Origin of the sequence: Anoxybacillus sp. PDR2, from assembly GCF_009834045.1 — a bacterium.
GTDB lineage: Bacteria > Bacillota > Bacilli > Bacillales > Anoxybacillaceae > Anoxybacteroides > Anoxybacteroides rupiense.
Window position 1 is genome coordinate 2,206,633 of the sequence record NZ_CP047158.1, and the last position, 26,917, is coordinate 2,233,549.

At 45.3% G+C, this 26,917-nt stretch carries 27 protein-coding genes; 4 read left to right on the plus strand and 23 right to left on the minus strand.

Going from position 1 to position 26,917, the window contains the following annotated elements; all coding sequences use genetic code 11:
* Window positions 1-11 precede the first annotated feature (11 nt).
* On the plus strand, window positions 12-692 hold the full coding sequence (locus GRQ40_RS10550; RefSeq protein WP_082741666.1) for an SIMPL domain-containing protein: 681 nt from the start codon (window positions 12-14) through the stop codon (window positions 690-692).
* Window positions 693-722: 30 nt separating this feature from the next.
* Here the strand turns inward: GRQ40_RS10550 and GRQ40_RS10555 are convergent, their stop codons facing one another.
* Both GRQ40_RS10555 and GRQ40_RS10560 read right to left on the minus strand, forming a co-directional pair.
* The gene (locus GRQ40_RS10555; RefSeq protein WP_159719945.1) at window positions 723-1,442 is read right to left on the minus strand and encodes a TcaA second domain-containing protein; all 720 of its coding nucleotides are present in this window, start codon (window positions 1,440-1,442) and stop codon (window positions 723-725) included.
* A 91-nt stretch (window positions 1,443-1,533) separates the two neighbouring features.
* The gene (locus GRQ40_RS10560; protein WP_159719946.1) at window positions 1,534-2,103 is read right to left on the minus strand and encodes a histidine phosphatase family protein; all 570 of its coding nucleotides are present in this window, start codon (window positions 2,101-2,103) and stop codon (window positions 1,534-1,536) included.
* A 637-nt stretch (window positions 2,104-2,740) separates the two neighbouring features.
* On the opposite strand from GRQ40_RS10560, the gene GRQ40_RS10565 reads away from it, so the two are divergent.
* On the plus strand, window positions 2,741-3,043 hold the full coding sequence (locus GRQ40_RS10565; RefSeq protein WP_159719947.1) for a hypothetical protein: 303 nt from the start codon (window positions 2,741-2,743) through the stop codon (window positions 3,041-3,043).
* Here GRQ40_RS10565 and lpdA read toward each other — a convergent pair.
* From lpdA to GRQ40_RS10600, 7 genes are all read right to left on the minus strand, one after another.
* Window positions 3,035-4,471 carry a dihydrolipoyl dehydrogenase gene (lpdA, locus tag GRQ40_RS10570; RefSeq protein WP_159719948.1) on the minus strand — a complete coding sequence of 479 codons (1,437 nt, stop codon included), beginning with the start codon at window positions 4,469-4,471 and terminating at the stop codon, window positions 3,035-3,037. The two genes, GRQ40_RS10565 and lpdA, sit on opposite strands and share 9 nt — an antisense overlap.
* Window positions 4,472-5,746, minus strand: a complete 1,275-nt coding sequence (locus tag GRQ40_RS10575; protein WP_159720853.1) for a dihydrolipoamide acetyltransferase family protein — start codon at window positions 5,744-5,746, stop codon at window positions 4,472-4,474.
* Between the two features lie 21 nt (window positions 5,747-5,767).
* Entirely contained in the window at window positions 5,768-6,763 is a 996-nt protein-coding gene (locus tag GRQ40_RS10580) for an alpha-ketoacid dehydrogenase subunit beta (RefSeq protein WP_044746420.1), read from the minus strand.
* Window positions 6,760-7,830, minus strand: a complete 1,071-nt coding sequence (pdhA, locus tag GRQ40_RS10585; protein ID WP_159719949.1) for a pyruvate dehydrogenase (acetyl-transferring) E1 component subunit alpha — start codon at window positions 7,828-7,830, stop codon at window positions 6,760-6,762. Before pdhA ends, GRQ40_RS10580 begins: the two co-directional genes overlap by 4 nt.
* Window positions 7,831-7,855: 25 nt before the next feature.
* On the minus strand, window positions 7,856-8,992 hold the full coding sequence (locus tag GRQ40_RS10590; protein WP_044746418.1) for a Leu/Phe/Val dehydrogenase: 1,137 nt from the start codon (window positions 8,990-8,992) through the stop codon (window positions 7,856-7,858).
* A gap of 12 nt (window positions 8,993-9,004) precedes the next feature.
* A complete protein-coding gene (locus GRQ40_RS10595; RefSeq protein ID WP_044746417.1) occupies window positions 9,005-9,403 on the minus strand; it encodes a thioesterase family protein in 399 nt (132 codons plus the stop codon).
* Between the two features lie 324 nt (window positions 9,404-9,727).
* Complete coding sequence (locus tag GRQ40_RS10600) at window positions 9,728-10,684, minus strand: NAD(P)H-dependent flavin oxidoreductase (protein WP_066148582.1); 957 nt, start codon at window positions 10,682-10,684, stop codon at window positions 9,728-9,730.
* A 69-nt stretch (window positions 10,685-10,753) separates the two neighbouring features.
* Here GRQ40_RS10600 and GRQ40_RS10605 point away from each other — a divergent pair, with 69 nt between their 5' ends.
* Complete coding sequence (locus GRQ40_RS10605) at window positions 10,754-11,275, plus strand: gamma carbonic anhydrase family protein (protein WP_044746478.1); 522 nt, start codon at window positions 10,754-10,756, stop codon at window positions 11,273-11,275.
* Between the two features lie 313 nt (window positions 11,276-11,588).
* On the opposite strand, the gene paaX is transcribed toward GRQ40_RS10605, so the two are convergent.
* Window positions 11,589-12,464, minus strand: coding sequence for a phenylacetic acid degradation operon negative regulatory protein PaaX (gene paaX / locus GRQ40_RS10610; protein WP_183186979.1), 876 nt, complete (start codon window positions 12,462-12,464; stop codon window positions 11,589-11,591).
* A gap of 286 nt (window positions 12,465-12,750) precedes the next feature.
* On the opposite strand from paaX, the gene GRQ40_RS10615 reads away from it, so the two are divergent.
* Window positions 12,751-14,589 carry an IS1182 family transposase gene (locus GRQ40_RS10615; RefSeq protein WP_236546260.1) on the plus strand — a complete coding sequence of 613 codons (1,839 nt, stop codon included), beginning with the start codon at window positions 12,751-12,753 and terminating at the stop codon, window positions 14,587-14,589.
* Here GRQ40_RS10615 and GRQ40_RS10620 read toward each other — a convergent pair.
* The 13 genes from GRQ40_RS10620 to GRQ40_RS10680 all read right to left on the minus strand — a co-directional run bounded on the left by GRQ40_RS10620 (window position 14,542) and on the right by GRQ40_RS10680 (window position 26,843).
* Window positions 14,542-15,318 carry an enoyl-CoA hydratase-related protein gene (locus tag GRQ40_RS10620; RefSeq protein WP_066148577.1) on the minus strand — a complete coding sequence of 259 codons (777 nt, stop codon included), beginning with the start codon at window positions 15,316-15,318 and terminating at the stop codon, window positions 14,542-14,544. The genes GRQ40_RS10615 and GRQ40_RS10620 overlap by 48 nt on opposite strands.
* A gap of 17 nt (window positions 15,319-15,335) precedes the next feature.
* Entirely contained in the window at window positions 15,336-16,541 is a 1,206-nt protein-coding gene (locus GRQ40_RS10625) for a thiolase family protein (RefSeq protein ID WP_044746413.1), read from the minus strand.
* Between the two features lie 15 nt (window positions 16,542-16,556).
* Entirely contained in the window at window positions 16,557-17,414 is an 858-nt protein-coding gene (locus tag GRQ40_RS10630; protein WP_066148576.1) for a 3-hydroxyacyl-CoA dehydrogenase, read from the minus strand.
* An 87-nt stretch (window positions 17,415-17,501) separates the two neighbouring features.
* On the minus strand, window positions 17,502-19,019 hold the full coding sequence (locus GRQ40_RS10635; RefSeq protein WP_044746411.1) for an aldehyde dehydrogenase family protein: 1,518 nt from the start codon (window positions 19,017-19,019) through the stop codon (window positions 17,502-17,504).
* 22 nt (window positions 19,020-19,041) lie between these two features.
* The gene (locus GRQ40_RS10640; RefSeq protein WP_159719950.1) at window positions 19,042-19,815 is read right to left on the minus strand and encodes an enoyl-CoA hydratase-related protein; all 774 of its coding nucleotides are present in this window, start codon (window positions 19,813-19,815) and stop codon (window positions 19,042-19,044) included.
* A 13-nt stretch (window positions 19,816-19,828) separates the two neighbouring features.
* The gene (locus GRQ40_RS10645) at window positions 19,829-20,605 is read right to left on the minus strand and encodes an enoyl-CoA hydratase/isomerase family protein (protein WP_044746409.1); all 777 of its coding nucleotides are present in this window, start codon (window positions 20,603-20,605) and stop codon (window positions 19,829-19,831) included.
* Entirely contained in the window at window positions 20,598-20,909 is a 312-nt protein-coding gene (locus GRQ40_RS10650) for an EthD family reductase (protein ID WP_044746408.1), read from the minus strand. The genes GRQ40_RS10645 and GRQ40_RS10650 overlap by 8 nt, the downstream gene beginning before the upstream one ends.
* Window positions 20,910-20,934: 25 nt before the next feature.
* Window positions 20,935-21,414, minus strand: coding sequence for a 1,2-phenylacetyl-CoA epoxidase subunit PaaD (gene paaD, locus GRQ40_RS10655; RefSeq protein WP_044746407.1), 480 nt, complete (start codon window positions 21,412-21,414; stop codon window positions 20,935-20,937).
* A 43-nt stretch (window positions 21,415-21,457) separates the two neighbouring features.
* Window positions 21,458-22,300 (minus strand): 1,2-phenylacetyl-CoA epoxidase subunit PaaC, encoded by an 843-nt coding sequence (gene paaC / locus GRQ40_RS10660; RefSeq protein WP_159719951.1) that lies wholly within the window; start codon window positions 22,298-22,300, stop codon window positions 21,458-21,460.
* Window positions 22,276-22,629: a 1,2-phenylacetyl-CoA epoxidase subunit PaaB gene (gene paaB / locus GRQ40_RS10665; RefSeq protein ID WP_044746405.1), complete on the minus strand. Its 354-nt coding sequence runs from the start codon at window positions 22,627-22,629 to the stop codon at window positions 22,276-22,278. The genes paaC and paaB overlap by 25 nt, the downstream gene beginning before the upstream one ends.
* Before the next feature lie 13 nt (window positions 22,630-22,642).
* Window positions 22,643-23,608, minus strand: coding sequence for a 1,2-phenylacetyl-CoA epoxidase subunit PaaA (gene paaA / locus GRQ40_RS10670; RefSeq protein ID WP_044746404.1), 966 nt, complete (start codon window positions 23,606-23,608; stop codon window positions 22,643-22,645).
* Between the two features lie 98 nt (window positions 23,609-23,706).
* Window positions 23,707-25,032: a phenylacetate--CoA ligase PaaK gene (gene paaK, locus GRQ40_RS10675; RefSeq protein WP_066148567.1), complete on the minus strand. Its 1,326-nt coding sequence runs from the start codon at window positions 25,030-25,032 to the stop codon at window positions 23,707-23,709.
* A gap of 398 nt (window positions 25,033-25,430) precedes the next feature.
* The gene (locus GRQ40_RS10680; RefSeq protein ID WP_236546262.1) at window positions 25,431-26,843 is read right to left on the minus strand and encodes a MocR-like pyridoxine biosynthesis transcription factor PdxR; all 1,413 of its coding nucleotides are present in this window, start codon (window positions 26,841-26,843) and stop codon (window positions 25,431-25,433) included.
* Window positions 26,844-26,917 lie beyond the last annotated feature (74 nt).

Here is a 26,917-nt window from a genome sequence, read left to right on the forward strand (position 1 = left end):
AAGGTGTTCTTATGCATGATGCTCACCCGTATTCGTATTACGCCACACCTTCCGTACCGGGAGCCGCCCCACGCTCGCGAACGATCACCGTCACTGGTCAAGGCATTCTTTATGTGAAGCCGGATACTGTAACGATCACACTTGGTATTCGCACAGAACATACAAACGCACTTGAAGCGCTGTCCAGCAACTCGAAGCGGGTAAACGCCATGATTCAAGCGCTCGAAGCGATCGGCATTCATAAGGAAGAAATCGATACGATCTCGTTTTCAATTTATCCAAAATATACGTATACAAACAATATCGCGGTGTTAGCAGGATATGAGGTCGAACATCTTTTTGAAATTACAGTGAAAGATGTAAAAACGGTCGGCATGATTTACGAAGCGGCTGTAACGAACGGAGCCAATATCGCCCGCGAACTGCAATTTAAACTCGCGCATGAACAGCCCTATTATCAGCAAGCTCTCGCTCTCGCTGTCAAAAATGCTCAAGAAAAAGCGATCGTTCTTGCCCGCACGCTCAGCCTTCCTTTACACGACACCCCCATCGAATTAAAAGAGCAAACCATCTCTTCGATTCATCCTTCCCCACAGCCGCGAACGACTGTTCTCGCCGCGTCTGCCGCCCCGCCGATTCAAACACAGGATGTGACGATTACCGCTATTGTTCATGCTGTTTTTACGTATTGAGGGAGATCCCTTTTGATGGATCTCCCTCTCTCAAAATTGGATCTCATGTACTCGCTTGCCGCCAAATAAAACCACTTTTTTTGTTTTCGTTTCCTTTTTAGTCGTTATCGTTACTGTGTACAGGCCAGGAAAATAAGGACCGTACTTCTTCATAAACGGTTCTTTTGTCGGTTGGCCTTGAACGGCTTTACCATCCACAAGCACCGTAGCCTCCTCTTCTTGACGAATAACAAACGAATAAAGAGTCGGCTCAAACACGTATTGGTGAAACAAAAAAAATTGTTTTTCATACACCTTCATCGTAAAAATGGGCGGTATGGATGTCAGCCCTTTTATATAGACATGCTTTTCGTTCCATTGCCGCTCCCAATCACGTTCAAGCATCTCATATGCCTTTGGATGCTGATCGACATATGTGAACAAGGGGGCCAACGTTTTTTCGTTCACCGTGATTTCCTCGCTCCGAATATAGTTTTTCAATGTGCGCACATCTTTCTTTTTAAGCGCTTGTTCAAATTGATGAACGGCCGCTTCCTTGCTCATTTCATTTTTTAGTGCAGCATACCCTTTCATCATCACACCAATAAAAAAACAAAAAACAACCCCCAAAATCGCAGCCCATAAAAACGCTCGATAGCGTTTGTGCCACACAATCTGCTTTCGCATCCTTTGGCGCGATGGCACTACTTCTTCTTGACTCACTTGTTCTTGTCCGCTTGTCTCTTCATGATGGCTTTCGTTCTCCCTCACGCACTTTCCCCTCTCCCGTTCTGCATTTCTGATTCATTTTTATGACAGAATTAGGGAAAATATGTGAATGAAAGATAAAGGATCAAAGCATTTATTCTGCAATATATGTACAAGCATGCCAATAAGAAGTGCTCTTGCTTGTACAACATTTCCATCCCTTTTTTATCAACTGTCTTCCTACTAGCTTGTGAAACCAGCTATGTCCAACAACGACTACCGTTTCGTGAAGTTTCGCATACTCCACGAGAAGCTGGGAAGCCCTCTCAGCACGAACCACTGCTTGTGAATAGGATTCCACCCCGGGAGAATACCCGCAAAACCAACAAATTCTCGCCAGCACCAACCATAAAGATACAGGAAGCCGCAAAAAACTGATAGAAGAAAATGGAACAGGCAATTCTGCCTCGCGAAATAGTTCGTTTTTTTCCACCGCACACAAAGGAGAAAGATGTTCAGCTGATTGAACAGCACGCGGCAATGCGCTTGTAATGAAAACGCTGGCCTTCCGAGCTTTCTTCAGTGTCTCGCTGGGAGGCAGATGATCTTGACATATGCCTGCGGCGTCATACGCGGCAATCCATTGAGAAAACTGCGCGGAATTTATCCATCGCTTCTTTTCCTGCCACACAGATTTTCCGTGACGAATGAGCGTAATCTCCATTCTTCTCCTCCTCTCTGAACGTTTTCTTGCCCGTATTCAATCAAACATGAGAAATCATCGATGCAGGAGCCCATTTTTCAGCCAATGAACCTCCCCCGCGTCCCGCTCCAATACATGAGCGTTGCCCGCTACATCTATGAGCTTCTCCTTTCCTTCTCACATTCTTTCTTACGATTGCATTCTCTCCTTCTAGCCAAAACGATCATTCTCTATCTTTTTGTGATCATATAAAAATTTTCCTTATTTGTAAATACATTTAATTTTTTGCTTCATCACTCGCCTGTTAATGTAGATTAACATGTTCTTGTATGATAAAACTTTAGGCCGTTTTCGAAAGTCGTTGTCATCACGGATCCGTATAACGAAAACGATCGGCAAAATCAGCTGATCATCTGGTCACTTTTCCGTCATGCTTTCCATCCCTTGAAATATTTTCGCTTTTTTATTGACGTCCATTTTTTCAATCTGAATCTATCCAGTTCCACATCGCTTGAATATAAAGACAAAAACAGTCTGTCACATAACGTTCAAATAGATATGACGATTTTGTGAACGTTAGCGAAACAGGATTCATGTTTTCATAGATTAGTCGTATATTCTCTATGGATCATTTTTAGAAAATCGGGGGAATTGAACAATGGTTGTTCATGAATTGATCAGCACGGAAGCTATTTTTACGGAAGAGCTAAAAAAAGGGTATCATGTATTATTGCAAAAATATAAAAAAGTAGATATAAAGGTATCGGATATCGGTTTTATTCAAGAAATGAAGGACGGAAGTGAAGAGGTTGTCGAAGTTGTTTTCGATCCTGGCAATGAATACTCTTTGGTTCGTCTTGGTTCATATACATTTGAAAACGGAGCACCTTCTCTCGCTAAAGTGCAACAAACTCTTTTAAAACATCATCGTGATATTTTTGAAGGAGCCGTCTCAGCTTGAGACCGCTCCTTTTTGTTTCAGCGGTGGAAGGTGAATCGCTTCAGCACCTAGCGCTTCAACTGCTTCCAATAAACCTTCATTGATACTTGGATGCGGATAAAGTGGAAACTTCCAATCTTCCTCGCGGCCTACCATTTCAAGTCCGATCACTCCGCTTGAAATGAGTTCAATCGTCCCAGCCCCCATCATATGGACACCGAGTACCATTTCACTGTCGGCATCGCTGATCACTTTAATAAAGCCATCTTTTTGTCCGATGATGCTTGCATAGCCGTTTCCAGTGAGCGGAAACTGTCCAATGCGAACGTCTTTATATTGCTCTTTGGCTTCTTCTTCCGTCAGCCCGACGCTGGCAATCGGCGGAATCGAATGAACGATCGTCGGCAAAAACGTCGTATCTGCTTCTGATTGTTTTCCTGCCATCGTTTCCGCCGCTACTTTCCCTTGCTTAATCGCTTTGACAGCAAGCGCTGGTCCGCCTGTCACATCCCCCACGGCAAAAATATGCGGCAACGTTGTTCGAGACTGGGCATCCACGCGAATAAATCCCTCTTCTGTCCGCTCTAGATCAAGACGTTCAATGCCCAATTCTTCGATATTCGCTTGCAAACGGCACGAAACAAACAGATGAGACCCCTCAATCGTCACTGTTTCCTGCTCCTTCACAGACAAGGAAACCGTCACTTGTTCGCCATCGTTCGCTGCTTTGATCAATCGGCTATTCTTATAGACTTTTACTTTCATTTTTTTAAGCAAACGCTGCAATTCGCGGTTAATCGAAGAATCGAAAGCGAAATCATCGGCTTCTAAAATAAGCGACACATTGACACCAAAGGCACGAAAGCTTGTTGCCACTTCAAGCGCTATATAATCACTGCCATAGACGACAAGATGCTCTGGAAGCTCTTCTAATCCATAAATAGAGTAGGCGTTCAACACACGCTTGTGGTCCACATGGATCGAAGCTGGCGAAACGAGCGAAGCGCCAGTGGCGATCATCGCATATCGGAATCGGTACACATCAAACGCATCCCCCTTTTCCACCCCGATCCGATTCTCCGCTAAAAAGAAAGCCGTTCCTTTCATGACTTCAATTTTGTTTGCTTTGCAGAGCGCCTCCACACCTTGACGCAACTGACTCATCACTTTTGTTTTATATTGTTGAAGCTTTCCAGGATGGAAAGCCACATGAGCCCATTCGATCCCCATGTCATTCATGTGCTGAACGCTGGTCATGCTTTGCGCCGCGTGAGCAAACACTTTCGATGGAATACATCCTTTATTTAGACAAACGCCACCAAGCTCCTCTTTTTCGACTAATGTGACGGTGAGTCCAAGCTGTGCGGCGCGAATCGCCGCATGATATCCCCCGGGACCCGCGCCGATGATAACGACATCACGTTCGTGAGCAAGCTCTCCTACGACCATTTAGATCAACTCCATCAACATCAATTTCGGATTTTCGATTCGTTTGGCAAAATAATTCGTAAATGCGACCGCTGTCGCTCCGTCGGCAACGCGATGGTCGAACGACATCGAAAGATTCATCATCGAGCGCACAGCAATTTCATCATTTTCCAGTACGACAGGGCGTTTTTTCGTTTTATGGAACGCGACAAGCGCCACTTCCGGATAGTTAATGATTGGCGTTGCCCCAATGCTTCCTCCAAGCGGGCCGACATTGCTGATCGTAAACGTTCCGCCTGTCATTTCAGCTAATGACAATTGATTTTCCATCGCCTTCTTTGTCAACGCTTTCGCTTCTTCATGAATTTGGCGCAACGATTTCTTTTCGATATTTTTAATGACCGGAACAATCAATCCTTCTTCTGTGTCAACCGCAATGCCAAAGTGATGTTCTTTCTCAAGGCGGATGCATTCGTTTTCCTCATCAAGCTTTGCATTGAAAATCGGGAACTGTTTCAGCGCCAACGAGAGCGCTTTAATGAAAAACGCTGTTGCCGAAATGTTCACATTATGTTCCTTTAATTCCTCGCGCAACGCAATAAGCTCCGTTACATCGATTTCTTCAAAATGCGTGCAATGCGGAATGGTAAAGAGCGATTGCGTCATTTTTTTCGCGATTTGCTTGCGGCGGCCACGGAACGGAATGATCATTTCCTCTTTCGTTTCTTCTTTTGTCACCGTAACGGACGCAGGCTCGCGTTCGGCCGCTGGAGCAACTAGCTGTGTTGCTTGTTCTTGTTGTGTTGGTGCTTGTTGCCCTTGAAGATAGCGATACACATCTTCATCAGTAATGCGTCCTGCTGGTCCTGTTCCTTGAATAAGAGATAAATCTATGCCATGCTCACGCGCGATTTTTCTTGTGTATGGCGAAGCAAGAATTCGTTGTGGTTTTGTTTTGCTTTCATTTGTTCTGGCAGGCTCGCCTATGACTGGTTCGCTTTCAATTTCGACTTCCGCTTCGACCGTCACAGCGGCCTGCTCCTTCGCTTGCTCATGTCCAACCGCTTCCGTCTGCAAAGACAACAATGTCGTTCCGACCGCGATTGTTTGACCTTCTGGAACGAAAATGTCAAGGACGGTCCCCGCCGCTGGCGAAGGAATTTCGGCCACCATTTTATCCGTTTGCACCTCGACAAGCGGCTGATCGGCTTTTACATCATCGCCTTTTTTGACAAAATAATGGATGACAACCGCTTCGGTCATTCCTTCACCAATATCGTGAAGCTTGACTTCCAACATTTCCTATACCCCCTCCAACTAAAACTTCACTGCTTTCTCAATTGCGTGCAATACCCGTTCTGGTGTCGGCAAATAGTAATCCTCAAGCGCAAAAAACGGCACAGGGACATCAAAACCCGTCACTCGCTCAACGGGCGCTTTTTGATATAAGAATGATGTATCGTTGATAATTGAGACGATATCGTTGGCCACTCCGCCTGTCGCGTGCGCTTCCTGAACGATGACCGTGCGCCCTGTTTTTTGTACTGATTCGGCGATGAGATCCCGATCAAGCGGATAAAGGGTGCGTAAATCAATGACATCGGCTTGAATACCTTTTTTCGCCGCTTCCTCCGCTGCTTTCATGGCTACCGGCACCATCGCTCCCCAAGCGATAACCGTCACATCGTCCCCTTCACGCAACTTTTTTCCTTTGCCAATCTCAATCGTATATTTTCCTTCCGGCACTTCCTCGCGAGATGAACGATAGCATCTCATCGGTTCTAAAAATAAAACGGGATCCGGATCCTCGATAGCCGCGATCAGCAACCCTTTTGCATCATACGGAGTCGATGGGCAAACGACTTTGATTCCCGGCATATGGGTAAATAGGGCTTCGGTGCTATCACAGTGGATTTCGGGTGCGCGCACTCCCGCCCCATACGGCGCACGAATGACTATTGGCACCGTAAAATGTCCCATTGTCCGCGAACGGATTCGAGATGCATGTGTCATAATTTGTTCATAGGCTGGATAAATAAATCCTAAAAATTGAATTTCAACAATCGGTCGGAATCCGTTAACCGCCATGCCGATGGCCGCGCCCGTAAATCCCGCTTCACTTAATGGCGTGTCGATCACCCGATCTTCTCCAAATTCCGCTTGCAGCCCGTCAGTGGCGCGGAATACTCCGCCGTTTTTGCCGACATCTTCTCCAAGCACAAGGACATCATCCCGTTCACGCAACATGGTCCGCATCGCATCTGTCACTGCCTGAACAAGCGTCAACGTATTTGTTTTAACCGCCATTGTCATCGGATACTCCCCCGTTTCCATGCATTATATTCATTCTTTTGTTGTTCAATCGTCCACGTTGGCTGAGCGAATACGTAATCAAACATATCGTCCGATTTGGCTTCTGGGTAGTTTTCCATTTCTGTTATTGCTTGCTCGACTTCCCGGCCCACTTCTTCTTGAACCGATTGTGCCCACGTTTCATCCCAAAAGCCTTCTCGTTTCATGAATCGCTCAAGACGCTGGATTGGATCAGCCAGCTCGCGACGCTTTTTGCTTTCATCTTGATTGCGGTATTTTGTCGGATCATCCGCTGTTGTATGTGCCCCATATCTCCATGTGATTGCTTCAATGAGCGTTGGTCCTTCACCATTTCTTGCCCGTTCAAGTGCTTTCTGTGTTTCAAAATATACCGCGAGCACATCATTTCCGTCGACGCGAACACCCGGAATATCGTATGCTAATGCTTTTTGCGCGATCGTTTGCGAATTCATTTGTTTTGTTATCGGCACAGAAATCGCATATTGATTATTTTGATTGAAGAAGACAACGGGCGCTTGAAAGACGCTGGCAATATTTAAACCTTCATGGAAATCTCCTTCCGATGTCGCTCCGTCTCCAAAATAAACGATGGCCGCATTTTTTGTTCCTTTTCTTTTTTCTGCATACGCTGCACCCGCTGCATGCGGCAATTGCGTCGCAATCGGCACGCTTGGCGGGAAGATTTTCTTGCCGTTTGGCGGAACGCACCCTTCGTTTCGACCTCTCCAATACAGCAAAATGCGGGTTAACGAATGGCCAAACGTCATCGTTGCCCCATGATCGCGATAGGTCGGAAACAACCAATCATCATCCTTTAGCGCGAGTGCACTGCCGACTTGCGCTGCCTCTTGTCCTTCATACGGCGCATACGTTCCGATTCGTCCTTGCCGCTGAAGGCTGACACATTTTCGGTCGAACGTTCTTGTGCGCATTAAATGGCGGTAAAAGGTCATGGCCAATTCTTTTGTGATTTGTTCACGGTATTCTGTCATTACAAGTTCCCCATCGTTATTCATCACTTGAATCATTGGAAATTGCTGTTCCATCCCATCACCCTCTTTTCTTCATTATTTACAGACGAATATCCCATTTCGGACGCTTTTTATGAGAGAAGAAATTGTTTCTTCTGCTTCGCATTTCCAGCCGCTTTTCACAGAAGCGGTTCGCAGCTTCGATCGTTGTAAGTTGTTCATTTTCCGCTTGTGTATAAATATCAAGAAGCGTCGAATAAATCGCTTTCGTCTTTTGCAGCACGCGTTCTTTATTTGGGCCGTATAATTCATCCGATACTTGAATGAGGCCACCTGCATTGACAATATAATCCGGCGCGTATAAAATGCCTCTTTCTTGCAGCATCTGACCATGCCGTACATCAAGCAATTGGTTATTGGCAGAACCGACAATGGCTCTTACTTTAAATGCATCAATGGTGTCGTCGTTGACAACATTTCCAAAAGCACATGGCACAAACACATCCGCATCGGTTCGGTATATTTCGTCACCTTGTACCACTTTTACCGAGCCGCCGATTTCTTTCGCATAGGAAACAATCGAATCAACAGCCGCTTGGTTAATGTCGCAAACATAAAGGTTGGCACCTTTTTCTAACAGCTGCTCTGCCACCTTATAACCAACCTTGCCAAGCCCTTGAATCGCATACGTTTTGCCTTGGAGGTCGTCGCTTCCCCATAACGCTTTGTTCGTCGCTTGCAGGCCGTAAATCACACCCAACGCTGTCGGAACGGAGGAGTCACCGCTTCCGCCATACTCTTGCGGCACACCGACGATACAGTCCGTTTCCTTCATCGCATGTACGAAATCTTCTGGAGTTGTCCCCATATCTGTTCCTGTATAGAAACGGCCGTTTAACGATTCAACAAACTGGCCCAGCGCTCGAAACAATTCCGGTGTTTTATCTTTATTCGGATCACCAATGATAACCGCCTTTCCTCCACCAAAATCGACATCGGCCGCAATGCATTTATACGTCATTCCTTTTGAAAGGCGAAGCACATCAAAAAGCGCTGCATCAACAGTAGGGTACGGCTGCATACGACAGCCACCGAGAGCCGGCCCTAACGTCGTATTATGAATGGCAATAATCGCTTTCAAGCCTGTTTGTTCGTCATTGCAAAAAATGACTTGCTCATGCTCCTTCATTTGTGTAAATAAATCAATGGATTTCCATTCATTTGTAACCGCATTCATTCCCTCTTCCTCCTATGAATGTAGTGTCGCTTGAAGCATCTCCTTAATTTTTTCCTTTGGCAAAATGACTTGCTTGACCTCGCCCACACCAATCAATCTTTCGCCATTTTTCGCTTCCACCTTCGTCATCACAACATGATCGCGAAGCTCCGTTACCGTGGCCGTAACGGTTACCGTCGATCCTTCCAGAGTTGGGGCCACATGCTTAACAAAAACAGCTGCCCCCATTCCTTCCTCATGATCTTCAAGATACGGCAATATAATTTTTCGCGATGCCCATTCCATGTGATACACCATCGAAACCGTCGAATAAACCGGATGAACGACATGGCCTTCAAATTGCGCAAACATATCAGGAGTGACAACCGCCTCCACAACAGCTGTATCTCCAACTTTCATCCCTCGTTTCATTTCTCCACCCCTCTTAATAATACGAGAATAATATAAGACGTTTTATAAACGTAATAAAAAAATAACATTTTCAATATGCTAGACTATTAGATCAAAACATTTTTAAATTAGGTTTTATCAAGATATTTTAGCGATGTAAAGCGTTTAAATTGTAAACGTTTACACAATTAACATCATAAAAATATTTATTAACGTTAAAATAACGTTATGATAATTAAATATTATCAACCGATAAAATCAAAAGTCAATAATTTTCTCAAAAATTGAATCATTACAAAAAAAGCCCCTCATCATGGAGGCGCTTTTATATTTTCTATATAAAAATTATTGTTCTAAAAACATTTCGCGAAGCTCATTCCATTGTTGTTTCGCTTCACTCATCATTTGGTCAAACAGCTCCTGTACAGTCGGTATATCTTGAATAAATCCAGAAATTTGACCAGCGTTCACAAAGCCTTCGACAAAATCACCAGAAAGAGCTCCACGGCGGTGATAGTCCTCTGATGTGTAACGGTTAAATTCTTCAAGAGTAACTCCTGACTTTTCATAGTCAAGCAACTTTTCCGCATAGGCTGTGCGCATAATTCTCCGCACTCTGCCGACTGTACGACCAACGATAACAGTTTCATTTTCTCCAGCCTTTATTACAAGCTGCTTATAATCTTCATGGAAAGGAGCATCTTTGGTCGCTATCAATCTGGTCCCCAGTTGCACCCCTTTTGCTCCGAGAGCCAAAGCAGCGAGCAACCCCTTCCCATCGCCAATGCCTCCTGCTGCAATCACCGGCACACGAACCGCTCGGGCAATTTGCGGGATTAAAGTCATGGTCGTCAATTCGAGATGCGAATTAATTCCCGCTGCTTCATATCCTTCCGCAACCAGCGCGTCTGCACCAGCAGCCTCAGCCTTTTGCGCTTGTCTTACCGATGCTGTCACCACGATCACCTTCACTCCCCGTTCCTTCAGCATCGGAATAATAGGGGCTGGATTTCCCGCTGATAATGAAACCACCGGAATCTTGTGCTTAAACACTAACGAGAGCATTTCCTCTATATACGGAGTTACTTGAATGGGAATATTAACAGAAAAAGGACGATTGGTTCTCTGGCGTGTTTCCACAAGAATATTCTCCACCTCATCAGGTGTCATCGTTCCCACACCAATCGTTCCAAGGCCCCCCGCCTCGGAAACCGCGCTTGTCAGCTGAGCATTGCTAATATTCCCCATCCCCCCTTGAATAATGGGATAACGAATATGAAAAAAACGACAAATATCATTCATGAAATTCTCTCCCCGTTAAAAATATGTTATACTTATCATAACCTTATCACATTTGAGGAGAGATTGAAAATGCTTTATTCGTATAACGGAAAAACCCCAGATGTTGACCAAACCGTCTTTATTGCTCCCGGAGCCCATATTATTGGCGATGTGAAAATCGGCAAAGAATCGACTATTTGGTTTAATGCGGTGCTTCGCGGGGATGAAGCGCCGATTACAATTGGAGAGCGGTGCAGCATTCAAGATAATTCCACATGCCACTTATATGCCGAATTTCCGCTTGTCATTGAAGATGAAGTAACCGTTGGTCATAATGTCATTTTACATGGATGCACGATTCGAAGACGCTCCATCATCGGCATGGGCTCAACCATTTTAGATGGAGCAGAAATTGGCGAAGAATGCATTATTGGCGCCAATACGCTTATTCCACCGGGCAAAAAAATTCCGCCACGGTCACTTGTGGTCGGCTCGCCTGGTAAGATCGTCCGCGAAATTAATGAAAAAGATTTAGAGCTTATTCAGTTGTCCATTGACACATATGTACAAAAAGGAAAAGAATATCGCGAACTGCTAAATCACTCCCGTTAATAGGTGCAGCTATAATAAAAAAAGCACAAGATCATCCTTGTGCCTCATATGGTAGACAAAGTCCATTTTGACTTTGTCTATTATTATTTTCCCCATTCCTTTCCATCGTTTCCGTCGAAAGCGCTTGGCAGACCAAGGGACGCAGCCAAACGGAGACGCGAGTGTGAACAAGCAAGGCAAATGGCATCGTACACGCCTGAGACACAAGGTCATTTTCGTGCTTTTTCTATGGATAATTCTCATAAGACCGGACCCCAAATCATCTTCTGAACATCGACGCTCCAAGACAAACCTGCGGCTTGGGCCCAATAGATTATTCCATCATCAGCTCATGAGTATAGACATCGTATTGTGTATCTTTTTTTATTAATTCATTTCCATTTGTGAACACTTCTTCAAAAAAGCGGCTTGCCGGTTTGGCCAGCTCTTTATAGTATTCACTAAACAGCGAAGCCGCATGACTGCCCATCCATTCTTTCGGCAATAGCTCTTCTGGCAGCCCCGGATCAATGAATAAAAACTTCCGATACTCGTGAACGAGTTTCGTCCGCTCTACGAAGCATTCCGCATCTGTCATTTCGCCCCGTTGGATTTTATTTTTATCAATGATGTATTTTTGACTGTACACCGAAATAAATTCTTCGTATTTCTGGTTGATCGCTTCTAAATCCCAACATTTTTCAACAAGCCGTGCATTCGTGTGCGGACCGTCATATTCGGAAATAAAAAAGTCGACATACGGCTCAATTTGATATTTATCAATGAGATCATATACTTGTTTCTCTAAATGGTTCGGAGAGATCCAGCAGCTGTTGGAAATCGTTCCAAATCCGCTCCATACCAACTCTTTTCGCAGTTCATCCCGCAGGGAGCGCTTTTCCTCAGGAATCGTGTAAACAAAAATGCGCCACTTTCCATCCCATTTTTCTGGACGGATTTTGTAAATCCGCTTCGCTGCCTCCTCCATCCGTTTTATGCCGCGCGGTGTCAGCGAATAATAGCTCTTGTTCCCTTTTTTTTCTGCTTGCACCCATCCTTGTTTACTCATGCGAGAAATCGCCGCACGCACTGCCTGGTCGTTATGGCCGAACTCTTTTAGCAGCCGAATCAGGCTACCAATCCAAATTTGGTTGCCATAATGGCGAATATAGTCTCCATAAATCGTAAAAATCATTGATCGTGTATTTATGCTCATATTTGACACCCTTTGTCCCTACCGTTTTCGCTTATTTCCTATTTAGCAAGGGGTTCCCTTCCGACACTTTCATGGTTCAGTATTTTAGCAAATTTTTATAACATTTACAATACGAATAGCATAAAAAGCATCTGATGATAAAACGGGGCTGTCCGAAAAGTCAGTGGAAACTGACTGACGGACAGCCCCTTTGTACAAGTTGCAAAAAAACATCACAAAAAAATCGTCTTTTCTTGTAAAATGGAGTTACCACACTACATTTACAGAAAGGACGATTTTTATGAGTAATCGAACGACTACTACTCCAGATTATATCATACAACCTTCCCTTTTTCCAGATGAAATAAAGGAGCAGGCTGCTGCAAGTAAACGTGAGCTTGCGCCTACTTTCAAACCTTACGACAACAAGCAGACTCAAATGATTTTGGATCTCGAAATGTTTATCCCTCCCCATCATGTCGCCCGCGTGATTGATGAAATGATCGAAGCGATTCCCGATTCGCAACTGTTCGCGCATTACACCGGAGGCGGTCGCAGTTCCTACCATCCCAAAATGATGCTCAAGGTCATTTTGTATAGCTATTCCCAAAAGGTCTATTCCTGTCGTGGCATGGAGAAGCTGCTGCGTGAAAATCTCCCGGCCATGTGGCTGGCGGCCATGCAACAGCCGGATTTCCGTACCCTCAACGACTTTCGCGGCGTACGCATGAAAGCCCTGATGGATGAGCTGTTTGAAACGATGATTCAACGGCTCCTTGCAGAAAACTATATCACGATGGACAACTATTTTCTCGATGGCACCAAGATCGAAGCCGATGCCAACAAGTATTCATTTGTGTGGAAAAAATCTACGCTGCGCTTCGAGGAAAAGCTCCGGGAGAAGGTACAGGCGACCTTGGCGCACATTCATGCGCTCACGGCTCAGGAAGCCGGAGAAGATCTGTCCCCAGCAGCAGAGGAACTGCCTGCCAAGCTGGAAGAAACAGCGGCGGTACTGGAAGAAAAAGTGGACGCTCTTACCGAACAAATGGCGCAAACGGATGACGTGGAAACCCGAAAAGCCTTGCGAACAGAGCGCAGCCGCTTGAAACAACCGCTTAAACAAATTCGAGCAGACTTTCTGCCCCGACTGGCCAAGTATGAGCAGCAGAAAGCTCTTTTTGGCGATCGCAACAGCTACTCGAAAACAGACCCGGATGCGACGTTTATGCGAATGAAGGAAGACCACATGAAAAATGGTCAGCTCAAGCCTGGTTACAATGTGCAAATGGCCACCGAAAACCAGTTCATTTTGTTTTACAGTATCCATCAACGCCCGACCGATACGCGCTGCTTCATTCCACATATGGAGCAACTGGCAGCGTCTAGCTTGCCGGTGCCGAAAACCGTCATTGCCGATGCGGGCTATGGCAGTGAAGAAAACTACCTGTATGCGTTAGGGGAAGAAAGAAAGCCGCGATTTGATTTCCTGATTCCGTATAGCAGTTACATGAAAGAGAAGACGAGACGCTACCAAAAAGACATCCGGCATGCCTCTAACTGGGAATACGAGGAGAGGGATGATCGTTTCATCTGCCCGAATGGTCGTTATGTACGATTTAAGAAATATCAAACGAAGAAAAACGCATCGGGATTAGAGCAAAGTTTTAAAATCTACGAATGTGAGGACTGCAGCCACTGCCCGTTGAAACCAAACTGCACGAGGGCAAGGGGCAACCGCCAGGTACACTGGAACACGATATGGGAAGAACTGAAAATAAAAGCCAAACGAGCCCTTGAGGATGACGAGAAATCCGCGATTTACGCCCGGCGCAAAGTCGAGGTAGAAAGCGTGTTCGGTCACATCAAGGGCAATCGCGCGTTCCGCCGCTTCTCGCTGCGCGGGTTAGCAAAAGTACATACGGAGTTCGGGATCGTGGCACTCGCCCACAACCTGTTGAAAGTGGCGGGCATCCGCCTCGCTACTTTCCTGCAATACCAGACAAACAAAAATGCTGAACGGAAATTTTTCCATTTCCTCGTTCAGCATTTTTATTTTTGGACTTATTGGACAGCCCCGTTTGTTTTTTTCTTATTCACCAGTAAAATGGGGCTTGCGTTTTTCACTAAATGCTGCTAATGCCTCAAGACGATCCTTAGTCGGAATCGTCTGCTCATACGCCTTCGCCTCAATTGACAGCCCTGTTTGCAAGTCGACGTTCATCCCTTGCTGGATGGCGAATTTCGCTTGCCGCAATGCAATGGGACCATTTTGCAGCATTTCATGCGCTAGCGCCTCGCAGCTTGGCAGCAGCTCTCCTTTTTCCACTACTTTTGTTAAAAGACCATATGCATACGCTTCGTCAGCTGTTATTTTGCGAGCAGTGAGAATCAACTCTTTTGCTTTTGCCTCGCCAATCAACCGCGGTAAACGCTGGGTTCCGCCGGCTCCCGGAATAATCGCCCAGCTTACCTCGGTAAGCCCCATCACCGCTTCCTTCACTGCAATTCGAAAATCGCATGAAAGCATTAGTTCAAATCCACCGCCAAAAGCATAGCCGTTTACCGCTGCAATCGTCGGCTGGGGCAAATGGGCCACCGCATCAAACACATCGCGAATTTTCTTGACATTGCGGCGCACCTCTGTCTCTGACAGCGTTTTGCGCTCTTTTAAATCCGCTCCTGCACTAAAAGCTTTATCGCCTGCTCCCGTAAAAATCACCACCCGGATGTCACGATCAAAATAAATTTGATCGACTACCTCGCCCAGTTGCACCAGTGTCGCATAGTCAAAACAGTTCATGACTTCCGGGCGATGAATCGTGACAAATCCGATATAATCACGTTTTTCTAATAAAATATTCGCCACGGCTCTTCCTCCTTTTACTAGACATCCAGGTTTTCAACAATGGTAGCGATTCCTTGTCCCACGCCAATACACATGGTTGCCAGACCGTATCGGACCTTTCTTTTTTTCATCTCATAAATTAAGGTTGTTAAAATGCGGGCACCACTAGCTCCAAGCGGATGACCAAACGCAATCGCTCCACCATTGACATTAACAATGTCTTTATTCAGTTCAAGCTGTTTGATGCACTCTAATGACTGGGAAGCAAACGCTTCGTTAAGTTCAACTAAACCAATATCGTTCACCGTTAAACCGGCGCGCTGCAACGCTTTTCTCGTCGCATAAATCGGACCGAGCCCCATCACGGCCGGTTCTAAGCCGGCGACCGCAGAAACCGTATATTTCACAAGCGGCTTCATGCCTAGCTTTTGGGCTTTTTCTGCACTCATGAGCAATAAGGCGGCTGCTCCGTCATTAACACCAGAAGCATTCCCTGCGGTGACTGTCCCATTTTCAAAAAGCGGACGCAATTTTGCTAGCTTTTCCATTGTTGTATCGGGACGCGGATGCTCATCTTTATCTACAACGATCTCTGCTCCCTTTCGATCGCGATACACAACGGGAACAAGCTCGTCGGCAAAACGGTGCGCTTCCATCGCTTTTTTGGCCTTCATTTGGCTTTCATAGGCAAACTCATCTTGCGCTTCACGAGAAATCCCATACCGCTTTGCGACATTTTCTGCCGTTTGCGGCATGCTGTCTGTACCGTACATTTCATGCAGTTTCGGATTAATAAAGCGCCAGCCGATCGTGGTATCGAACATTTCTAAATTGCCGCGCGGAAAATCTTGATCGGGCTTTGCCATAACAAACGGCGCGCGCGTCATACTTTCTGTTCCTCCGGCGATCACTATATCAGCTTCACCAACCATAATCGCCCGGGCAGCATAATTGACAGCATCCAAACCAGAGCCGCACAAGCGATTGACCGTTGTGCCTGCTACTTCAATTGGCAATCCAGCTAATAGCGCCGACATGCGCGCAACATTCCGATTGTCCTCCCCTGCCTGATTGGCATTTCCAAGCACGACTTCTTCGATTTCCTCGACTGGAAGCCCCGGATTGCGTTCGACTAATGCTCGAATCACAATGGCCCCTAAATCGTCCGGACGAACTTCCTTTAACGCTCCTTTATATCTTCCAATCGGCGTCCGGACCGCATCAACAATGACGACTTCTCGCATCGCTTCTTCTCCTTCCTACTCCTTGTTCGTATAGTCGTAAACTCCTTTTCCTGTTTTTCTCCCAAGTCGTCCTGCCTTAACGTATTGCTCCAGTAACGGCGCCGGACGGTATTTTTCTCCTAGCTTTTCATGCAAGTATTTTAAATTGTTTAACCGAGTATCTAAGCCTACTAGATCAGCCAATTCAAATGGTCCCATTGGATAGTTAAGACCAAGCTTAATCGCTTTATCAATTTGGTCCGGTGTGCCGACACCTTCTTGCAGCATGTAAAATGCTTCATTGCCCACCAATGCGCTAATTCGGCTTGTCACAAAGCCCGGAAACTCATTCACAACCACCGTTTCTTTTCCCATTTGTTCAGCCACTTGCTGAATGACTTCGGCCGTTTCATCGCTTGTTTCCAATCCGCGAATAATCTCAACAAGCTTCATTTTATGGACCGGATTGAAAAAGTGCATGGCGATTACCTTTTCCGGACGTTTTGTAAACGAAGCAATCTCTGTCGGGCTCATCGTCGATGTATTTGTGGCAAAATAACATGCTTGTGGCGCATGCGCATCGATGGTTTCGAAAATTTGTTTTTTAATCTCTAATTTTTCCGGTACCGCTTCAATCACTAGATCGGCCGTTTGAACAGCCTCCGCTAAATTTGTTGAATACGACAAGCGAGCTTGCGCTTCAAGTTTAGCGGCTTCCGATATCTTATTTAACGATACCGCTTTGTCAAAAATCGCATCGATTTCTTTTTTCGCACTTTGCAGCTGCTCTTCTTTTATATCAACCAACATGGTGACAAAGCCGCCAGCTGCGCTGACATAAGCAATGCCCCTTCCCATCACTCCTGAGCCGACGACGACAATACGGCGAACCATAGCAATCCTCTCCTTATTATTCATGTATTTATATATAGAAGTGAAAACGAGCACCCATCCGCAGATGGAAGTGCTCGAATTTGCGCATTACAAACCGAAAGGATTGAGCGGACGGCTTCCGTAGTATGACAAGATGCTTTTTGTCTCTGTATATAAGTCAAGCGTTTCAATGCAAAGCTCGCGTCCGAAGCCAGATTGTTTATAACCGCCAAACGGCGTTCCTGGGAATGCGGAGAATGGACTATTGATCATGACGATGCCGGCTTGAATTTGCTTCGCCACCCGGATCGCTCGGCCATGGTCTTTTGTCCAAATCGCTGAACCTAATCCGTATTCGCTATCGTTTGCCAGCTTGACAACCTCTTTTTCATCACTAAACTTCATCACAACAACCACTGGCCCGAAAATTTCTTCTTTGACTACTTTCATGCTGTGATTGACATTTGTAATAATAGTCGGCTCATACCAGTAACCGTTTTCAAATCCTTCAACCTTTGCTTCTTTCCCCCCTGTCACAACCGTTGCCCCTTCTTCAAGTGCCGAACGAACATATCCGTCAATGACTTCTAATTGTTCACGGCTAATGATCGCTCCGACATGTGTCCCTTGGTCAAATGGGTTGCCAAGCTTTAATTTCTTTGTTTTCTCCACAAATTTTTCCATAAATTGCTCATAAATGCTTTCATGTACATATAAACGAGAACGCGCTTCGCATGATTGTCCCGTATTGTAGAAGATACCGAATAAAGCCCCGTCCACAGCCGCATCAAGATCCGCATCCTCAAAAATGATGTTCGGCGATTTTCCACCAAGCTCCAATGTAACGCGTTTTAGCGTCTTCGATGCTTTCTCCATAATATCTTTGCCAACTGGGGTGGAACCGGTAAAGGCTACTTTATCGACAAGCGGATGCTCCACTAAATAATTGCCCACTTCGGAGCCCGAACCTGTTACAACGTTGACAACACCTTCCGGCACCCCTGCCTCATGGCAAATCTCCGCAAGCACAATGCATGTTAATGGTGTTAATGAAGCTGGCTTGACAACGACAGAGCAGCCGACAGCAATAGCCGGAGCAATTTTCCACGCTGCCATCATCAACGGATAATTCCACGGAATAATTTGTGCACATACACCGACTGGTTCTTTTTCTGTAAAGTTATGAAATGCTCCTGGCATGTTGTTGACCGTTCCACGATGGCCGACAATTGCACTTGCATAAAACTCAAAATCTTCGATCGCCTGCATGACTTGTCCTTGGGCAGCAGAAAGCGATTTCCCCGTATCTAAAATCTCCAACTCCACTAGCTCATTAAAGCGAGAGCGCATGATAGAAGCGATCTTGTTAAGGATACGCGCCCGTTTATTCACTGTAAAATGACGCCATTTCCCATAGTCGAATGCTTGACGCGCCGCTTGAATCGCCCGTTCTGCATCTTCCTTTGTTCCTTTGGCTACTTGCGCCACCGGTTCGCCTGTTGCTGGATTATAGGTTGTAAACGTTTCCCCTGAAGAACCTTCCACACGCTCACCATTAATAATGAGATGATATTTCTCACGCTTCATTTCAAGTTTTTCCATTTTTTGTTCTTTTACTGTTGACATATCATACACGCTCCCTTTTTCCTTATTTTCCTTTGAATACTGCCGGACGCTTTTCGAAAAATGCGCGTACTCCTTCGCGATGATCTTCTGTCAATCCAGCAATTCTCTGACCATACGCTTCTTTTTCCAAATATTCCGCAAATGAACCGCTCCCGCTTTCGCGCAAAAGACGTTTGATCAATCCAATCGCTTTTGTCGGCATTTGCGCGAGCTTTGCCGCAAATCGTTGCACTTCGGTTTCCCATTCTGATTCAGGAATCACAGCTGTCACGAGCCCAAGCTCATAGGCTGTTTGTGCGCTTACTTTTTCTCCTAAAACAGCAAGCTCAAGTGCTTTGGCGTGGCCAATTAACCGCGGTAAATAGTAAAGGTTTCCGGCATCAGGAACCAAGCCAACATGAATAAACGCTTCAATAAAGCTTGCTTTTTCGGAAGCGAGCCGGAAATCGCAAGCCAATGCTAAGCTCATTCCCGCCCCCGCTGCCACGCCATTAACAGCGGCAATAACGGGTTTTTCAAAATGATGAAGCGCTTTCATCATTGGCGCATAGCGCGTCCGCAAAACCTCTCCGTGATCCAATTCTTCCGTGACGCCAGCGAGGTCTTCGCCTGAGCAGAAGGCTCTTCCTTCACCAGTGATGACAACACTGCGAACCATTTCGTCACCAGCGGCCTGCTTAAGCGCTGAGACAATCTCTTTATTCATTTGCTCCGTAAATGCATTTAGCTTATCCGGCCGCTGAAGGATCAGCCACGCCACATGCTCGCGGACTTCATAACGAATCGTTTCGTACAACGAACAGCCCTCCTTACTTTCCTTTAAAATTCGGCTTGCGTTTTTCCATAAATGCTTGCATGCCTTCTTTTTGATCTTCTGATGAGAAAAGAAGATAAAAGTTTTTCCGCTCAAACTGCATTCCTTCATATAAGGAATAATCGACCGCTTTATGAACGGCTTCTTTAATGAAACGAACCGACAAAGGAGGCTGTTGAGCAATTTTTTTGGCTAGCTTGATCGTTTCTTCCAAAAGCAGCTCTGGTGCCACAACGCGATTGACAATTCCAAGCTCGTAGGCTGTTTTTGCTGACATCCTTTCCCCTGTCCAAAGCCATTCGAGCGCTTTTGTTTTACCGATTAATTTTGTCAGACGCTGCGTGCCGCCAGCTCCGGGCATCACGCCAATATTGACTTCAGGAAACCCGAATTCAGCTGTCTCTGAAGCCAGCAGGAGATCGCAGCTCAGCGCTAATTCAAACCCTCCTCCTAATGCAAAGCCATGTACAGCGGCAATCATCGGTTTTTTTATCCATGCTAAACGATCCCACTCTGCGAATTGATTCAGCATTTCTAAGGTAATCGAATCGTCGTCCGCCATTTCATCAATATCAGCTCCAGCAGCAAATGCGCGCCCTTTTCCCGTTAAGACCATGACCCGCACATCATCATGACGGTCATACTCTTCCATTGCCTTTACAATTTCCGTCACCATTTGACGGTTTAGCGCATTCAGTACATGAGGACGATTCAATTCAATCACAGCAATCGAGCCCTCGATATACGTTTGAATATGCGCGTATTTACTCATTTCCGACTTCCTCGCCAATCATCATTGTCACAAGCTCGCCGGCAAATGACATCAAATCCTTTGCGGACGCTTTTGCTTCACTTGTTCTCATCGCTTCTTTTAACGCTTCATGACTGTCGTAATACATTTCGCATAGTAAATAATATTCGCTTTCTCCCCCCATTGGCGTGCCGACAATTTTGGTTACCTCCATTTTGCGCAGCCCCGGGATTTTCGCTGTAATCGGTGCGTGTGTTCCAAAATAATGCTCATCAAACGCATTTTTATCCTTTGGTTGCTTATAAAGCGCGATCATTTTTACCATTTGTCTCTTCTCCTTTTTTCGTTTTTTACATCCATATCGAAATTGGTTTTAGTGCTTCAAATGGGTTCTTGCATTGTTTACAATAAAAAATGCTGCGGCAGGCGGTCGGACCAAAGACATTTTCCATCATTGTATAAGTGGAGGTGCAATATGGACACTCAATTTGCCATTCGCCGTTGGGACCCATTTGTTTCGGCGGCGGAGCAATTCCAAACTCCTTCAATTTTTCACGACCCTCTTCTGTAATCCGTTCCGATGTCCATGGCGGATGGTTAATAAATTCAACGGTTACACGCTTGATTCCTTCTAAACTGGAAAGAACTTGTTCGACACGCTGTCGAATAATATCAAGCGCCGGACAGCCAATAAAGGTCGGCAGCAATTGAACAACCACTTCCCCGTTTGTAAACTGGACCTTTTCTACCATCCCTAAATCTAAAACGCTGACGGAATCAATTTCAGGATCTTTAACCGCGTCCAACGCCGTTTTGATTTTCTCGATCATCCTATTAGCACCTCCCTTGTTTTTGGTAGTAGTGATCGATGAATTACCAAGCGGCAAGAGGATCCATTCTGTATACTTCAGATAAAGTGGCGATTGCCGATTCCAAATCTGATGTATGTTCGCCGTTGCGGCCATTTCCGCGCTTCATCTGAAATGCGTTTGGCATTGTCAGATTGGCTTGTTCAAATACGGGTTTCATCGCTTGAATCCACCGCTCTGTTAGCACTTCCTCGCTGTCAATCAAACCGAATTCGACCATCTTGCTTCCTTTGTTCCCTAGGGACAAGACACCACCAAAATCGTCCATCACTTTCTCAATCGCTTGAATCATCCGTTCGCGTGCTTCGCCCTGTGCATTGACAAGCTGAACAAACCATGTTTTCCAGTGCATCAAATGATAGTAAAGCTCCATATTGATCTTGATCGCCACCTGCGCTAGCGGCTCATAGGAACAGTTTTTCAATGAATCAATGCGGACCTTCTTCGCTTGTGCGTAGAAGTAATTTCTTACAACGGTAAACGCCCAGTCATAACGAGGCTCCTGTAAATAATGCCCCGGTCCGTTCACTTCCTCTAGTAAAATCGCATTGCGTCTTTCCGATGCTTCACGCCCATGCGCTAGATCATCAGCGCGGCCCATGCCGATCTCTTCAAGCAACTGATAATACATCGCTGCATGCCCCATCGTATCTTGGCTGATCGACGAAAACGCGACATCTTCTTCAATATGAGGGGCAAGCCCCAGCCATTCAGAACCACGATACGCCAAAATAAAATCATCATCAGCCAGCTGAAATAATAGCTCCACAAGCGCTTCTTGATATTCAGGGTATTGCTTCAATTCTTCCGGTTTCGTGATTTTCATCGCTGAATCTCGCCCTTCCATGACAGAATTTCTTTCTCATCCAACATTTGCTGTTCATATTGCCGCCATTTCTTTTTCAAATATCCATATCCTTTTGTCGTACGGTAATCCTTATTATCCAGACGTTTTAGCGCTTCTTTTTCTTCCTCTGTCATCTGACGAATGTCAGAACGTTTTACAACCCAAATATCAGAGACAGGTTCACGACGCATGAAATTTTCTTGAGCCATTACTAGCGCGATTTCATGATTTGGCGCCAGCAGGCTAAATTGATGCTGCAGCGGCGCTGTATCGTTTTTTCTGCTGAAAACCTCAAATACTTGATAAAAGCCTTTTCCGTTATGATTCATAACGATCCCCCCATTACACGGCTGATGAACAGCTTAACGCTTCGCGAACCCAAGCGTTGTTCCGATATGACAATTCTCGAAGGCGAAGACGCTCTTTGGATTTCGGTCCATTATTGCGAATGATTTCTTTAAATTGGCTCCAATCCGGCTGACGATACACCCATTTTCCTTGCGTCTCATCATAGTGCATCGTTTCATCTGGAAGCTTAAGTCCAAGCGACAAAATGCGCGGTACATATTTCGTAAAGAAGTCTTGGCGCAGCTGCTCATTCGTTTTTGTGCGGATTCGATATTTAATGGTGATATCTTGCTTCGATGTCCCTGTTGTCGATGCATTGTCAGGCCCAAAGAACATAAGCAGGGCATCCCACCAGCGATTTAGCGCGCCTTGAATCATTTCCTTTTGCTCTTCCGTTCCTTCTGCAAGCGCTAAAATAATCGATTCTCCATGCTGGGCATGGAATACCTCTTCGGCACAAATTCGTTTTAAAGCGCGTGCATATGGACCGTAAGATGCATCAAGCATATTCGTTTGTGTAATAATCGCAGCTCCATCGACAAGCCAGCCAATTAAGCCAGCGTCTCCCCATGTTGGCGCAGGCATATGAAACACATTATGAAACTTTAAATCTCCTTTAAATAAATCTTGCATAATTTCTTCACGTGTTTTTCCAAGAGGCGCCATTAAATCCTCCGCAACACGAAGCAAAAGTTGACCGTGCCCCATTTCGTCTTGCACTTTCGCCATAATACCAAGCTTTCTTCGCAAAGACGGTGCCTTGGGCACCCATTCTTTTTCAGGGAGCGCGCCCATGATTTCGCTAATTCCATGCATAGAGATTAATTTAATTAATGTTAGACGGTATTCTTCCGGCATCCAATCATCTGCTTCAATCTTTTCACCAGCTTCAATTCGCTCCATAAATCGCTGATGCTTCTCTTCTTCTGACAAGCGTTCAAACGATGTAATGACAGTCATTGATATGACCCTCCTAATTATATAACGTTATTTTAACGTAATTATAAAATAACGTTATAAATATTTCAATAATGAAAATTGTTATAATTGAGTATTTTTCATATTTTCGCCTTTTCTTTGCGGCGATCAATGATCCGAATCGCCTTTCCTTCCGAACGAGGAAGTGTCTTTGGCGTATGGATCTCTACGTTCATCGACACAAGACAGTAGTTTTTCAACAAATGCTGAATGTGTTTTTTCAGCAGCATCACGCGTTCATGCTTAATGTCTCCGCTGATTTCTCCAATAAACTCCTCATTGACCTCCACATGCAATTCAACAACATCGAGTGTTCCTTTGCGATCAAGATGAATTTGATAATACGGGGCTAATTCAGGAACGGTAAGCAAATAATGTTCAATTTCGGATGGGAATACATTCACTCCGCGAATAATTAGCATATCATCGACACGCCCTTTGACGCGCGACATTCTTGTCGTTGTTCTACCGCATTTACACCGTTCTCTTGTAATGGAAGCGATGTCACCGGTACGGTAGCGAAGCACAGGGAACGCTTCTTTTGTAAGACTTGTAAATACAAGCTCTCCTTCTTCTCCATCCGCGACTGGCTCAAGCGTTTTTGGATTTATGACTTCCACGTAGAAATGATCATCCGCAATATGCAGTCCATCCTGTGCTTCATGACATTCCATGGCTACGCCAGGTCCAATCACTTCACTTAATCCATAAATATCACAAGCTTTAATCGCAAAAGCTTCTTCAAGCGTTCTTCGCATTTCCTCGGACCAAGGCTCCGCCCCGAAAACGCCATATTTTAATGATGTTTGCCGCGGATCTTTCCCAAGCTCGCGCATGCGTTCCGCAATGTTTAATACATAAGAAGGAGTACCGCAAATGACTTCAGGACGAAAATCTTCAATTAATGTCACTTGTCTGTCTGTGTTTCCTCCTGATACAGGCACTGTCACCATCCCCAGCCGCTCGCTTCCGTAATGCAAGCCAAGCCCTCCGGTGAACAAACCGTAACCGTATGCGTTATGCAGCACTTTACCCGGTTCTCCGCCAGCAGTAGCGATGGCGCGCGCGACAATGTCAGACCAATTTTCAATATCATGTTTTGTATAGGCCACCACCGTCGGTTTTCCGCTTGTACCGCTTGAAGCATGGATACGTACTGCTTCACGTAGATCGACAGCCAGCAATCCAAACGGATAATGGTCGCGCAAATCCTTTTTCGTTGTGAACGGAAGCTTGCGGATATCTTCAAGCGAGCGAATATGCTCTGGCTTGACATTCCGTTCATTCAGCTTGCCGCGATAAAACGGAACCTTCTCATACACCCTTTCAACCGTTTGCTGCAGTCTCTGTAGCTGCAGCTTTTCCATTTCATACTTCGAAAACGTCTCAACATCATGCAAAATCATTTTCTCATCCCCTTTAAAACGCTTTCATTTTTTATAAAAATTAAACACTTATTACGTTTAAATAACGTTATAAGTGTTTAACATCATATTTAAGTTAAAAATAGCGCTAACATTGCAAATTGTCAATTATTTTTTACTATTCCCGTTCATCTTAGGATCTTTCACCTACCGCATCGTTCTTAAAGATAAAGAATTTGAAAACTTCTTCTGATAGCTGCGATGCTAGTTTCAATATAACTCAACTATATGGATGTAACGGGACATCATAACATTTTCATCAAAGTGCAGTTTGGGACGTTTTTCAACCATCGGACAACCAACATTCAGCTATAAGTTCATTCCTTTCTTCTATATTGTAGCGGCCATCCCGTCTCTCTATTTTGTCCGAGTTCTCTTCCTTATTTTCTCGTTGCTTGAACAATGTCTTTCAAGAGTTGTATCGCTTCTATCATTTCTTGTTCTGTCATGCTACCAAATCCTAACAAAATATAAGGCGGAGGAGATGTTTGGGAATCAAGCCAATACTTTGCCACAGAATAAATGTGAATGCCCCTTCCTTTTGCTTCCTTGACTAGCCGATCGGCATCCATGACATGATGGAAGTGAACAAGCAAGTGCAATCCAGCCTTTTCGCCAATAATGGTGGCATGCTCACCAAAATGGTCATAAATCGCATGGATCAGCGTTTGACGTTTTTTTGCATATACAGTGCGCATTTTTCGAATATGACGCTCCAAATAGCCTTTTTCCATAAATAACGCCAGCGCTTTTTGCACCACCGTCGCCACGGGCTGATGATAGCTAGAAAACATCTGGTAAAACGAGGAAAGCAATTGTTTTGGCAATACCATATAACAAACACGAATGGCAGGCGTTAGCACTTTTGAAAACGTTCCAATATAGATCACGCGATCTTGCGTATCGAGCGCTTTTAGAGCAGGAATCGGTTTTCCTTCATATCGAAATTCGCTGTCGTAATCGTCTTCAATCAAAAACGCATTTCTCGTTTCTGCCCATTTTAATAGCTTTTGCCGTTTGCCAATCGGCAGTACCATTCCAAGTGGCAGCTGATGTGATGGGGTCACATAAGCAACGGTGGCATCACTCTGTTCCAATTCCGCAATATGTAAACCATCCTGTTCAAGTGAAATGGGGAGCACCTGATAACGATGGTTTATAAAGACGGCACGGATACCGTCATACGATGGATTTTCCATAGCGATTTTATTTTTTTCAGGTGAGAAAAGCTGACAAAGAAGTCCTGTTATTTGATGAATGCCAGCACCGATAATCACCTGTTCATCTGAACAATGAATGCCGCGCGCCTGAAACAAATACCGGGCAATTTGCTGACGCAGCTTCCTTTCTCCTTGACGTTCACCATACCAAAGCAATTCCTCCCGTGATGCGTCCATTGCCTCGTTTAGGCAAGCGCGCCACGCTCGCAGCGGAAAATGGGCCGTATCAATATGGCCATAGCGAAAATCGTACCGATACCTCGATACAGGTGACACGGATAACGGAATCACAAACGGCGGTTCTAACTTCATCCATACATCCTTATCAAATTCTTTGATGATAAATCCCTTCCGCGGCCGACTTTCAACATACCCTTCCGCTACAAGCTGTGCATAAGCGGCTTCCACCGTATTGCGGCTAATGCGCAAATGCTTGGCAAGAACGCGTATGGAAGGAAGCGCCTCACCTGTTTGGAGATGCCCTTTCACCATTTCGCCTTTGATATATTCGTAAAGCTGTTCATAAAGCGGAAGTCGCCGCTCGCTGTCTAAATGCGGGGTTAATTCAATCATGTTTCCTCCTCCTCTGCCCCCTAAAAAATATCCAAAACTGCCACTATGCATCCATACAGCAGCTTTTTACAATG